The organism is Paenibacillus litoralis (genome assembly GCF_046244365.1).
Classification (GTDB): Bacteria; Bacillota; Bacilli; order Paenibacillales; family NBRC-103111; genus Paenibacillus_V.
Map to the genome: position 1 here is coordinate 8,223,612 of NZ_CP176395.1, position 12,901 is coordinate 8,236,512.

10 protein-coding genes are annotated in these 12,901 nt (G+C 57.8%); all 10 read right to left on the reverse strand.

Translation table 11 applies throughout. The features are described 5' to 3' along the window. Positions 1 to 11 precede the first annotated feature (11 nt). Positions 12 to 1,133 (reverse strand): ABC transporter ATP-binding protein, encoded by a 1,122-nt coding sequence (locus ACKGJP_RS34495; RefSeq protein ID WP_409343248.1) that lies wholly within the window; start codon positions 1,131 to 1,133, stop codon positions 12 to 14. A gap of 46 nt (positions 1,134 to 1,179) precedes the next feature. Further along, positions 1,180 to 3,624 carry a glycosyl hydrolase family 28-related protein gene (locus tag ACKGJP_RS34500; RefSeq protein ID WP_409343249.1) on the reverse strand — a complete coding sequence of 815 codons (2,445 nt, stop codon included), beginning with the start codon at positions 3,622 to 3,624 and terminating at the stop codon, positions 1,180 to 1,182. A gap of 192 nt (positions 3,625 to 3,816) precedes the next feature. Continuing rightward, the gene (locus ACKGJP_RS34505; protein ID WP_409343250.1) at positions 3,817 to 5,202 is read right to left on the reverse strand and encodes an extracellular solute-binding protein; all 1,386 of its coding nucleotides are present in this window, start codon (positions 5,200 to 5,202) and stop codon (positions 3,817 to 3,819) included. Between the two features lie 620 nt (positions 5,203 to 5,822). Beyond that, positions 5,823 to 6,290 (reverse strand): SHOCT domain-containing protein, encoded by a 468-nt coding sequence (locus tag ACKGJP_RS34510; protein ID WP_409343251.1) that lies wholly within the window; start codon positions 6,288 to 6,290, stop codon positions 5,823 to 5,825. 106 nt (positions 6,291 to 6,396) lie between these two features. Continuing rightward, positions 6,397 to 7,653: a tyrosine--tRNA ligase gene (gene tyrS / locus ACKGJP_RS34515; protein WP_409343252.1), complete on the reverse strand. Its 1,257-nt coding sequence runs from the start codon at positions 7,651 to 7,653 to the stop codon at positions 6,397 to 6,399. 15 nt (positions 7,654 to 7,668) lie between these two features. Then, positions 7,669 to 8,784 carry an aminopeptidase gene (locus tag ACKGJP_RS34520; protein WP_409343253.1) on the reverse strand — a complete coding sequence of 372 codons (1,116 nt, stop codon included), beginning with the start codon at positions 8,782 to 8,784 and terminating at the stop codon, positions 7,669 to 7,671. A gap of 115 nt (positions 8,785 to 8,899) precedes the next feature. Continuing rightward, positions 8,900 to 9,778, reverse strand: a complete 879-nt coding sequence (locus ACKGJP_RS34525) for an NAD-dependent epimerase/dehydratase family protein (RefSeq protein ID WP_409347339.1) — start codon at positions 9,776 to 9,778, stop codon at positions 8,900 to 8,902. Between the two features lie 240 nt (positions 9,779 to 10,018). Then, complete coding sequence (locus ACKGJP_RS34530; RefSeq protein ID WP_409343254.1) at positions 10,019 to 10,768, reverse strand: YqjF family protein; 750 nt, start codon at positions 10,766 to 10,768, stop codon at positions 10,019 to 10,021. 12 nt (positions 10,769 to 10,780) lie between these two features. Then, positions 10,781 to 12,382: a PH domain-containing protein gene (locus tag ACKGJP_RS34535; protein WP_409343255.1), complete on the reverse strand. Its 1,602-nt coding sequence runs from the start codon at positions 12,380 to 12,382 to the stop codon at positions 10,781 to 10,783. Then, positions 12,369 to 12,848: a PH domain-containing protein gene (locus tag ACKGJP_RS34540; RefSeq protein WP_409343256.1), complete on the reverse strand. Its 480-nt coding sequence runs from the start codon at positions 12,846 to 12,848 to the stop codon at positions 12,369 to 12,371. The genes ACKGJP_RS34535 and ACKGJP_RS34540 overlap by 14 nt, the downstream gene beginning before the upstream one ends. Positions 12,849 to 12,901 lie beyond the last annotated feature (53 nt).

Genomic DNA, 12,901 nt, shown 5'->3' on the forward strand with positions numbered 1-12,901 from the left:
CCTCTTGCGGTTTAGGCAATAACCTGCTGTGTATCCCGGTTAAAAAAGAGCATGAACGGCGGGCTCAGCGTCAGCTCCAGCTTCGTGCCGTCGGCGATCCGATCGTACGCCGCGGCGCGCATGACGATCTTATCGTCGCCTACCTTAACGTGGATGTACCGGTCCGCCCCCACGAGCTCGCTGAAATAGACGATGCCGACAATAGGCGTTTCCGCCTGCAGGCCAGGTTCCCGCACATCCGCCGACTTGTGGACATACTCCGCTCGGATGCCGAGAACGACCGTTTTGTCCAAATAGCCCTGCTCCAGCAGCAGCCTGCTCTTCTCGGGCGTAACCGGGACCGCATAACGGGGCGTATCGAACAGCAGCCCGCCGTCCTTGTTCAAGCGGAGACGGCCCTCGAGGAAATTGATCGGCGGCGATCCGATGAAATTGGCGACGAACATATTGGCCGGCTTCATGTACACCTCTTCCGGCACGCCCACCTGCTGGATGATGCCGTCCTTCATGATGCAAATGCGGGAGCCCATCGTCATCGCCTCCGTCTGGTCGTGCGTGACGTAAATCATCGTCGTCTCCAGTCGGCGGTGCAGCTCGACGATCTCCGTGCGCATTTGCACGCGCAGCCGGGCGTCCAAATTGGATAGCGGCTCATCCATAAGAAACACTTTGGGATGGCGGACGATCGCCCGTCCCAAGGCGACCCGTTGACGCTGGCCGCCGGATAGCTGCCGCGGCTTGCGCCCCAGCAAATGCTCGATTTCCAGTGTCCGCGCGTTCTGCTTCACCGACGAATCGATCAGATGCTTCTCCGTTTTGCGCAGCCGCAGGCCGAACGCCATATTTTCGAATACGCTCATATTCGGATACAGCGCATAATTTTGAAATACCATCGCGATATCCCGTTTCTTAGGGGGGAGGTTGTTCACCAGCTCGTCGCCGATATAGATCTCCCCTTGGCTGACCCGCTCCAGCCCCGCAACCATGCGAAGCGTGGTCGACTTGCCGCAGCCGGACGGACCGACGAATACCATAAACTCGCCGTCCTCGATCTCGAGGCTCACGTCCTTCACGACAAGCGGACCGTTCTTGCTGTAGCTCTTGTGTAAATGCCGAAGCGATACCCCTGCCATAACGGTTTGCCCCTTCTCGTCATGTAATGTTGGCTCGTTGGCTCCGTTACGCCATCAAGCCGAAATTTCTAAGCGCCTGCTTCAAGCGGTTCAGCTCCGCTTCCAGCTGCTCTACCGTAGAGCCGCTCGTATCCGGCTGTGAAGGAAGCTTGCCGGGCTGGCCGAACGGCAAATACGACGGAGGCAAATAGGACACGGCGCTTGGCGCGAGCACATCCGCGGCTAGCGCCGCATTGACCCGCAGCTCGTTGCCCGCTATGCGGACGATGCGGCGTTCCTGATTGCCCGACTGGATAAGGATCCACTGACCGACTTTCAGCTGCGAAGCATCGTTAACGGTTACGACGGAAGAAGAGATCCGGCCCGTCGCCGTCACGCCTCCGAGCGTCCCGAAGGTGCCGCCCGTCAGCACTTTATAGCCGACCGGGGCCTTTCCCCCGTTCGCGCCCGTCTTGACGACGAGCACGATCGTGCCGGCCTGATAGGTCGTTCCCGCCGCAAGCAGCGGATCGTCCAGGAACGTATCCGTGTACTTCAAATATTTCTCGGCCGCATCCGTCTTGACCGCCGCGTTCAAATCGAGCCACAGGCCTCCCTGCTTGGAGGCGATGTGGTTGCCCGACACCTCGACGTCGGTGAACACGCCGTCCGCCGCGTTCAGCCGGATCGAGTACAGGCCGCGGGCCGTATCGTACGTGTCCGTGATCATATTTCCCGCGATCCTTGCGCCGACGACAGTCGAGCGAAGCAAAATCGCCGCTTTGTACGCCTCATTGGCTGCCGGATAATGGGCCGCATTGACGATCACGTTGCCGGTGATTTGCAAATTCGCCATCGTGCCGACTTTCTTCGTGTTGCCGATATGGATCGCCGCCATCGGCGAATTTTTGATAATGTTGCCGCTAATGACGACGTTCTTGACGTCGGTTTCGCGGACGAAGCCGATGCCGTAGCAAAACCCTTCGAGCAGATCGCGCTTGACGAACTCCTCCTGGAATAAAATCGTGTTGCCGGTTATGGTGACGTTCTCGAAGGTCCCCGTATAGTCGGCGGGCAGGAAGCCCGGATAAGCGCCTATACCGACCATCATCGTCCTCTTTTTATCCGCGTTGACGATGCTGACCGTGTTGCCGGTTATCGTCACGTTCTTGATCGAGTGCTGCTTGTAGGTCCACAGTTGAATCGCATGGACGGCGTTCGTGAAGGTATTGCCCGACACCGTGATGTCGGCGTGATCCCCGCTCGTTTCGCTTGCCTGAATATGCACCCCAGTTATGTAGCCGTCGGATACGTTGCCGGATACGACGCTTTGCCCCGTGTGCGTTTCGATTGCACCGAACGCCGTTTGTCCCGGCGCCGCGTAAAACTTGCAGTTCGTCACGGTATGCTTCCGTCCGTTCATGTAGACGGCCGAATTGTCGTAATTCGGAGCGCCCTTGGCCGCCACGAAATTGAAGGTGCAATTGTTCACGACCGCGTTCTTGGAATTCGCATTGTTCATGATGACGGTGTTCATGCCGCAAATCGGATCGAACAGGCAGTCCTCGACGGCGATATTGTCGTAATCGAACAGGCTGATGCAAAACTGCGCCCAATAGTACGTATCCGTCCGGCTTAAGTCGATGTTGCAGGTCAGGTTGTTCTGCGGATTCTGGTCGAACTTCAGCCCGCGGATTTTGACGTTCTTGACGTTAGGCCACGTCTGGAAATCGCCGAAAATCGTCCAGTAATCGCCGGCATTGTCCTTGACCTTAATAACGGAAGAGGAGCCTGCTCCCTGTAAATTGACGTTGCTTTTGAGCGGGATGTGGCGGGTCTGCAGCGACGGTGATACGATGTACGTTCCGGGAGGAAAATAGAGCGTCCCGCCGCCCAAATTGAACACGGCGAGGATTGCCGCCCGGATGACGTCCAGATCGTCGGTCGCGCCGTCCCCCTTGGCGCCGAACCACTTGACGCTGTAAAAATCGCCTTCCACAATGCGCTTGAACCGAAACGCGCCCGCCGCCGAAGAGACAAGCACCGTCCCCTTATTGTCGGGCGTCGCCGTGTCTGCGGCATCGTAGTAAAAATGTCCTTCCTGTCCCGGATCGGTCACATAGTAAATGACATCCGCATCCGCCGTCGCCGCCGTCCTGAGCTCGGTGATCGTCGTCTTGACGAAATCGCCCTTGTTTTTATCCCCCTTCGGCGGTTTGGGCGGCTTTGGCGGCTTCGGCTTTTTCTCGTGCCCCTGCTTCCCGTCGCTCGCTTCGTCCCCGTATACCGCTTCGGTCACGCTCCCTTTCGCGCTAGCCGTTCCGAATCCCGAGCCGTATGCGACCGCCGCCGCCCCCATAACCCCGATCGAAGCCAGCAGCCGCCGGCGTGTCATCCGCTGCTGCACGATCCGCTCCAGGTCGTACCCGCCCTGATCTTCGCGGCTATCGCCATGCGTATCCGATAATACCTGCACATCCCGTTCCGTTTCGCTTTCGTGCCTTTTCTCCATTCGCCCATTCCTCCTTGGTTTTGGATCAAGCAAATTGATTGTGCGGTTTCGTGGCGGTACCGGGACGTCAAGAGCGGGCGGGTTCCCGGGTCGTTCCGTTTTCGACATTTCCTGCGCAATTTCGACGGCAGAAGCGGCCGCCGAAAGGCGAATGAACGGCTTCGGATAGTCCGAAACCGTTTCGCTGCATCATCACTTTTTCTTGCTCGCATAGAAATCGTCGATTCGTTTTTGCACTTCCTTGTTGACTTGGTCCATCAGCTCTTTCGCCGTGATTTTGCCCGCAATGAGATCCGGGAACAGTTTTTTGTACTCGGTGTCGTAGGCGACCGGGAATTGCGGAATCCACTTCGCCGCTTGCGCGTTGATATCGAGGAATAATTTCAGATCGGGATCGTTCTTGCTCTTGTCTTCCAGAAACTTGCTCGATTTCATCGGCGACAGCAGTCCAAGCCGGTTATAAAGCGATTCCGAGCCTTGCTCGGTCGACGACATCCATTTGATGAACGCCCAAGCGGCATCTTTGTCTTTGCCCGCCTTCAGGATCGCCAAGTTCGACCCGCCGTTCCAGAGACTGCTTTGCGGAGCCGGCAGGACGGTCAGATCGAGATCCGGCTTCGCCTTGCGGAAATCCTTCAGATTGCTGGACGTCAAGATGGCCATCGCCTGTTTTTCGGCCAGGAACGGATGCGTGTTTTTCGGAAGCTCGCTCTTGAGCTGCGTATAGGCTTGCTGGTTGATCGTTTCGCGGTTGAATTTGGCCATCCAGTCAATTGCATCGACGATTTTCGGATCGTTGAAGTTAACCTTCTTCGTCTCCGGATTCCAGAAGGTGGACGGGTCGGCGCCGTTCAAATACGATACGAAGAACAAGCCGGACAAATTGCCGTAGTAGAAGAGCGGATTGTCGCCGGTCATTTCATACTGGCCGTTTTTCATGACCCAGAACTTTTTGAAAAACTCGTCGGTGTCCTTCATCCCCTGCAGCTTCGGAATCGATTTCTCGCCGTATTGGTTCATGATCTTATTGTTAATGACGAGCGCATAGGTCGGATTGGAGAACATCGGTATGCCGTACTGCCCTTTCTCGAACTGCGGGATTTCATACAGGACTTTGTGGAACAGGCTCTCGGGCTTGTAATCCGGATCTTTCTTGATGTAGGGCGTCAGCTCCTCGAACATCCCGTCCATGATCCAGTTGGCCTCCAGCCGGTTGTTCGTCGCGACGTTAGGCGGATTGCCGGCGGCGATCATCGGTTCCAGCGGGCCCAGCACCGTCTTCACCGTGACGTTCGGATACGTCTTGTTGAAGTCGGCGATCAGGTTTTTCAACTCCTGCTCCGGCCATGTCGTGTTCGCATACTGCCAGACGACTTCACCCTTGATCGAGGCCGGATCCTCCTTCGGCTTCGGCGCAGCCGACGAGCTGGCCGAAGGACTGTTCGAACCTGAAGGAGATGCCGAGCCCGTCCCGGTCCCGCCTCCATCTCCGCCGCCGCATGCCGACAATACCGCCGTGGACAGCAATACCAGTGCCGAGCCAAGTATAGACCGCTTTTTGCTCTTTGCGTTGAACATGTTCGTCTCAAACTCCTTTTAAGTAAATTGGTGTAATCAAACCCCCGAAACCTTGCGAACCGCCAATTCGTAACCGTTTTCATTTCTCGTTGATACCGTTATCATATCGTGGTTGCCCATTGAAAGCTTTGGAGGATAAATCGTTCTTTTTGCACTGCAAGTTGTACATTCGTTCACTTTTTTTGCACATAAAGAAAGACCGTCCATTAAATCGTTGGACAGTCCTTTTTGCCGTACGCACCCGTACGTTTGTACATCGTGAGAGAATGGGGGGGTGAAATTGAGCCGGGATTATAGCATCGTGCCGTCATAACGGATTTTCGAGGCGTTATCCGTAGACAATCGGGCAACTCATACAGTATAGCGGATTTTCGCGGTCTTATTAGGCTGCATGGCTGCGGACCTATGCCGGATATGGCGGAATAACGCCCCACAAACCCGCTATCCCCCCGAGCGAACAAGTTCCCGAACCGATAAGCACTCGAAAGTCCGCTATTTCCATTTTCGCGCGCGTTGGCCGAGTCATTCGAACGTTTGCTACCGGGGCCATACACTCATTACCAGCTAAAAAAACCGCGGGAGCATCTGCCCCCGCGGCTTTACAAATGCATTTGCACCGCTTACCACTTCTGTTCCATCAGCTCTTTGCGCTTGGCCGCGAACTCTTCCTCTGTTATAAGACCGTCGCGGCGCAATCCGTCCAGCTTGCGCAGCTTGCTCTCGAAATCGTCCGCCGCCGGGCTGGCAAGAGAAGACTTGCCGGCACTGACGCTCTGTCCGGTTCGAACGCTGTGTCCCGTTCGCATCGGCTGTCCGGCGTACCCGCCGCCCCTGCTCAGCCTGCCGGACGATCCGTTCCGACCGCCCCGCGTCCGAACGTCGAACTCCCAAGCCGCGGCTCCGCTCCGCGAGAAAAAGTTAAACGCATGGTAACCGGCAATCGCTACCGCGATAAACGTCCACAAAAAACCGAACCACCCGAAAATCGGAATGACCGTCGTCACTCCAAGAATGACGAAAACGCTGCCGACAATCATGCCCATCAGCGACGCCGCCTTGCTAGGCCTTACCCTGCCTCCGTAGAACATCGCGACCGCCTCCTTTTGCTTAGTAATACGCCGCAAAAGCCGGTCGGTCGCGAAATGTTTAGAGGCGATGCAAGGGCCGCAGCATCACGAAACCATCGCGTTACGGTTACCCGAGCTTGACGAGGAAGTAATTTTTCTTACCGCGACGGATGACCAGGTATTTCCCGGCTAGCCTGTCGAATTCGCCGATCTTCTTCTCCAGCTCCGTCGTGCGCTCGCCGTTAACGGATACTGCGCCGCTCTCCACGTCCTGCCGCGCTTGGCGCTTGGATGGAGCCGCCTTCACGGCAACGAGAAGATCGAGAAGCCCAAGCTGCTCGTCCTCGATCGTAGTCGACGGCACGTCCTTGAACGCCTCGGCGATTTCGGCCTCCGTCAGCTCCCGCACGTTGCCGTCGAACAGAGCGCGCGTGATGTTGATCGCGCTCTCCAGCGCCTCCTTGCCGTGCACGAGCTCGGTCACTTCCTTGGCCAGCACGCGCTGCGCCTCGCGCTTCTCCGGCTGCTCGCGCAATGCCGTTTCGAGGCGGGCGATTTCCTCCCGGTCCAGGAACGTGTAATACTTCAGCAGCTTGATGACGTCCTGATCGTCGGTGTTCACCCAGAACTGGTAGAACTGATACGGCGACGTTTTTTCCGCATCGAGCCAGATCGCGCCGGATGCCGTTTTGCCGAACTTCGTGCCGTCGCTTTTGGTGACAAGAGGAATCGTCAGGCCGAACGCCTTGTTGCCCGAGGTCCGTCCGATCAGCTCCATGCCCGCCGTAATGTTGCCCCATTGATCGCTTCCGCCCACCTGAAGCGCGCATCCCTGCGTTTCGTTCAGCTTCATGAAGTCGAACGCCTGAAGCAGCATGTAGCTGAATTCGGTGAACGAAATGCCGCTGCTCAGCCGCGAATCGACCGAATCCTTGGCCAGCATGTAATTGACCGTGAAGTTTTTCCCTACGTCCCGCAAAAACTCGATCAGGCTGACAGGCGAAATCCAATCGTAGTTGTTGACGATTTTCGCCGGATTGTCGCCGGTTTCGAAATCCAGAAAGCGCTCCAGCTGCGCTTTGATTTTATTCGTCCATTCACCGACGGTATCGGCCGTGTTCAAGGACCGCTCCGTGCTTCTGCCGCTCGGATCGCCGATAAGTCCCGTCGCGCCGCCTACGAGCGCAATCGACGTGTGCCCCGCCAGCTGAAACCGCCTGAGGCACAGGATCGGCAGCAGGTTTCCGATATGCAGGCTGTCCGCCGTCGGGTCGAAGCCCGTATAGAGCGCTACCCGCTCCGTGTTCAATTTTTGCTCCAATCCTTCGCGGTCCGTCACCTGATTGATCAACCCGCGAAACTCCAGCTCCTGCAAAATGCTCATTTTCCCGTATTCCCCTTACTTCAAATTTTCCGGATTCAGCTGCTCGAGCTCCGGTATAACGAACCGTCCGTCCTTGCGGATCAGCCTGCCGTCGAACCACATTTCCCCGCCGCCGTATTCGGGGCGCTGGATGCAAACCATATCCCAGTGAACCGCCGAGCGGTTGCCGTTAAACGCATCCTCGTAGCTGTTGCCCGGCGTAAAGTGAAAGCTGCCGTCGATCTTCTCGTCGAACAAAATGTCCTGCATCGGCTCCCGGATGAATGGGTTGACGCCGATCGCAAACTCGCCGATATAGCGGGCTCCCTCATCCGTATCGAGCACCCGGTTGATCCGCTCCGTATCGTTCGAGGTCGCTTTCACGATCTTGCCGTTCACGAACTCCAGTTTCACGTTCTCATGCGTGAAGCCCTCGTAAGGCGTCGGCGCGTTATACGAAAGCGTGCCGTTAACCGAATCGCGAACCGGAGCGGTGTACACTTCGCCGTCCGGAATGTTGCAGCCGCCCGGGCATTTGATCGCGCCGATCCCTTTGATCGAGAACGTCAAATCGGTGCCGGGGCCGACGATGCGCACCTGATCGGTTTTGTCCATAAGCGCTTTGAGCGGATCCATCGCCTTCGACATTTTGCCGTAGTCGAGCGTGCAGACGTCGAAATAAAACTGCTCGAACGCTTCCGTGCTCATCCGCGCGAGCTGCGCCATGGAAGGGCTCGGATAGCGAAGCACAACCCACTTCGTTTTGTTGACGCGGGTGTTGAAATGAACTTCTTGCTGGTAGATCGACGAATACAGCTTGCGGCGCTCGGAAGGCACGTCCGAATGCTCATAAATGTTATTGCCGCCGCGCACCGCGATGTACGCCTGCATGTTTTGCATCTCGACAAGGTCGTTTTCCATCCAAACGCGGATCTGCTCTTCGGTTGCTCCCATCAGCAGCTGTCGAATGACGGAGGGGTCGCGCAGCTTCACATGCGGGAAGCCTCCCGCCTGATGAACGGCCTTAATCAATTCGTTCACTAGCGGCGGCTCGATTCCGGTCGCCTCGATCAGCACATGTTCGCCCGGCTGAACGCGTGTCGAATAGTTGACGAGCACGTCGGCCAATTTCGTTAATCGTGGGTCCAGCATATCGTCGATCCCTTCTTTCTTTTATTTGCGGTATGTTGGTATTGTTTGCCTCCCGAAGGCTCCTTAACCGTGCATGAGACAAGCGCCATACGGAATGGCTTTATCGTTTGCCCGTTTACTTGCCGCCCGCAAGCTCGCGGATCAGCGCCGGCATCCAGTCGTCCAGCCGCTCGAAATCGAAGCCGGCCTCTTCCGCCTTGGCCGTATCCATATACCAAGCGTCCGGGACGCCGAACGGCGATTTATGCTCCTGCTCGGTTTGCGGCATGACGATAGCTCGTTTGCCTGTCGCTTTTTCGATTTCCGCAACGATCCGGCCCGGAGAAATTTCCCCTCGCGAGCAAGCGTTGACGGGACCGGACAAGCCCGAATGCCCCAGCCATTCGAGGAACGCCGCCGCTTCGTCGGAGCGAATGAACGACAGCTGCGCATCCGGATTCGGAATCCCGATCGGCAGGCCGCCAAGCACATGCTCCACATGAAAATGCAGCCGTCTCGTATAGTCGTCCGGTCCGAGCACGATCGGAAAACGAACCGCCGCGACCGGAAACGGCGCTTTCTGATAAAGCACAGCCTCGACAAGCCGTTTGCCTTCGGCGTAATCCGGTTTGAGCGGATACGGCTCCGGAAGCCGGTATGTATAAGGATCGAAATAGCTCTCCTGCTTGCGCGGCTCGCCATAAGGATATACGCTAAGCGACGAGGTGACGATATAGAAGCTCGTACGGCCGGCGAACAGCTCGGCTGCTTGCTCCGCCTCCAGCGGCGTATAGCAGATGTTGTCGTACACGACATCGTAAGACCCATCCCCGAGCGCCCTTCTCAGCGCCTCCGCATCGGTGCGGTCCGCATGAACCCGCTTCACGGCATCCCCGAAGGAGTCCGGCGTCAGCCCTCTCGTCAAAATGGTGACGTCCGTCCCGCCGGCGATCAGCCGTTCCACCAGCTTTTTGCCGAAAAATCTAGTTCCTCCAAGCACGAGTGCGCTCTTCATGCATCCGGTCTCTCCCTTCGTTACCCTGCATCGCACATAGTCCTGCATGTACTCGACCTTCTTTGTGGGTCCTAGGCGCTTCCCATCATTGTAGCAAATTTTAGCCGCAAGCTTCAAAACAAATTAACGCCTGCGTCTTCTTTTCGTCAACGAAAACCAAGCGCGCGGCCGGCGATTCCGGCATCTGCGGTCACAAAAAATCCGCAGCACGGACGCCGAAAGGGCGCTTCATGCTGCGGATTATCGGATCGGGGAAAGCGGCCAGACGAGCACGTCCAGCCTAGCCGTATAGGTAAGCAGCGCAGGGGCGCCGGGCAAGCCGACTCCGAGCGGCTCCGTCATCGTGTTTCGCCGGATATCCGCCTCCGCGCGCTGCAGCATCCACGGCAGGTGATGAATGTGGCCGATGTGAAGTCCTCCGTGCGGATCCGCGCTGAACAAGCAATACCGCTCGGTTAGCCAATGTTCAAGCGAACCGCGTTCCGCCTCATAAGGCTCGGACACGGGCCGGTACGCCCCTTCGAAGCTTGCTCCGCCGTTAGACGGATGCGGCTCCCGCCTTACGCTGCCGTAGCGGAACGACTCGCCTTCGCGGACTATGTTCATGTCTGCGAACCGGTAGGGCAGATGATAAACGGCGCGCGCCGCCTTTACGGCAAGCCGGTGATTCGCATCGAGGCTAAAAAAGTAAACGCCCGCTTTCCCGCCCGCCTTTACATAGGTCCGCACATTCAACTCGATAAAGCGGCTCGTCCCCGGCAAAGGGGGAAGCCAGCGGAGTCGGATGCCCGTCATATGGAACGGCACGACGCTGATCCACGCTTGGCCGTCCCGCAGATCCAGCTCCAGGCCGTTCGGGAGGAGCGGCTGCAAGCTTGCGGGAGGCAGCGGCCAATGCGCGAACAGAAGATCGCGCCAGGTTTGTTTCATGACCCAGGGCCTGCCTGGCAGCGGCCACGGGCGGTGGCCGGTTTGTCCGATCGGATTCATCGCGGACTCTCCTTAGCTCCCGGCCGGTTCGTTCCCCGAATCCGGGCTGCTCCTTTTTCGTTTCCGAAACCAATCTGTCAGCGCGTACGCGTCCTCCAGGCGCATCCCCCGAAGCGTAAATGCCGCTCCCGCCATGCCGGATGCAACCACGAACTGGAAAGCGGACAGGCCGCGGCGAAACTGAAGCGGATTTTGCTCAATATCGCATGATTGAATGCGGGCTCGCTCGGCGATGACCGTAGTCCGCGCCAACCGGCGAAAACGGAGCTTCAGCAGCCGCTCTCCGGCCTGCCAGCCTCCGTCCTTGTGGCTGATCGCGCCATTCAGAACCAGCAGCAGACATACGGGAATGCCGAGCAGCCCCCATAGCGTAAAGTAGGAAACGGCCGCCGTGACCGCAGCAAAAAAGAGCGGGAGCCTCAGCATGTAGCCCGGCCGCGAAGCGGCAGGCAGCGGCTGCAGCCGGACGCTTGCCGCTTCGGCAAAGGCGGGAGCGATTTCCCGCAGGAACGTCTCCAGCTCATGCCGGTGAAGCAGCGGGAATAGCAGCGTGGACTCACCCTTCTGCTTGCCGTATCCTGCGCTTTCCACGTGAATGGCGGCAAGACCGAACGGCTGCCAGACGACTTCCTCGACGATGCGGATCGCTTGAATACGGGACAATGCCAGCTTTACCTGCTTCCGTTCCAGTAGCCCCCGGAAGATCGTCACCTCATCGTCCGTACGCGTTACCGTGAAGCCGGTAAACTTCAGCAGCGAAGAGACGACCGCAATAAGCCAGGCAAACAGGAACACGGCCGCAATAAGGACGGGCAATAAGCCCAGCTGAAAGTTGTCTGCGATAAAGCGGTACACCTTGACGTTCGGAAACAAATCGTCAAGCTGGGACCAAGCCGCGCCGATCAGAGACACCGCAACGCCTATGCTGCCGCCCGTCGTTCCGGCTAACAACAGCCGGCGAAACGAAATCGTGTAGGAGCGCGATGTGGCGGGAATCCCCGCTTGTACGGCCCCGCCCCGCTTCTTGATCTCCGCCTGTTGAACAGACGGCGCTGACTGCGCAAGCCCGGTTCCGTTGTGGTCTTGTTCCTCACCGATAGGCACCGTTGTCGAGAAGTCGGAAGCCGTCTCCCCGTCGCCTTCCGCCGTTTCCGCCGCCTCCGAAGCAGCCGACGGGCGCAGCAAGCGCTGCAGCTCCGCCGCTTCTGCACGGGTAACGGCGGCAAACACCGCTTCCGGCTTTTTGCCGCCGGCGGTTTGCACCTGCAAGCGGACGACGCCGAACATGCGGTGCAGCAAGCCTTCCGTTAAATCAACGGTCTGAATTCGTTCCAGCGGAATAAACTGTTTTTTGCGCACGATGGCGCCATGCCACACCTTTAGCTGCCCGTCCGTCACTTCGTAACGGAACATGAGCCAGTGAAGCAGACCGGAAACGAGCGCGGCAACGAACACGACGACGGGAGGCCCGACCTTCCATAGCGTATGCGCATCCGCTCTCGCTCCGTTCGTCACGATCAGAACGATAACGGGGATGATTGCATCTTTCACGAACTTAAAGGATACGAGCGCAACGGATAAGGGGTGCAGCCTGCGGCCGCTAGACGTCTTCATCGTTAACCCTCGCCAGCTCCGCTATCTGGATCCGCACCCGATCCGCTTCCTCGTTCGCCAGTGCCGGAATCTCATGCTGGCCCGCCGCCGTCGAGAACGTTACGGAAGATAAGCCGTACTTGCGCATAAGCGGCCCTTGCTGCGTATCGACATGCTGAACACGGACCATGGGGATAACCGTCCGTTTGCGCACTACGATGCCCCGCAGCAAATCGATTTCCTGCTCGCGTATTTCATAGCGCCAACGATTCAGTCGCAGCCGGGGTACAAGCAGGATGACCAACAGCCCCTCCAGGGCGGTGAGCAGCCCCGCGGCGACCGAAATCCAAACCGGCCAATCAAACCGGATAGTCAGCACGATAAGAGCGACTACTATCGCTAGCGATATGAGCGTCGTCAACGCGCCCGACCAGCGCCAAACGAACAGCGCCTTGCCGTCAAGCCGGTTCAGAGGCTCCATTTGCATATGTACACCGCCTTTCGAATTACTTGCAAGCCCAATGTCCGAGCCGAATCGGA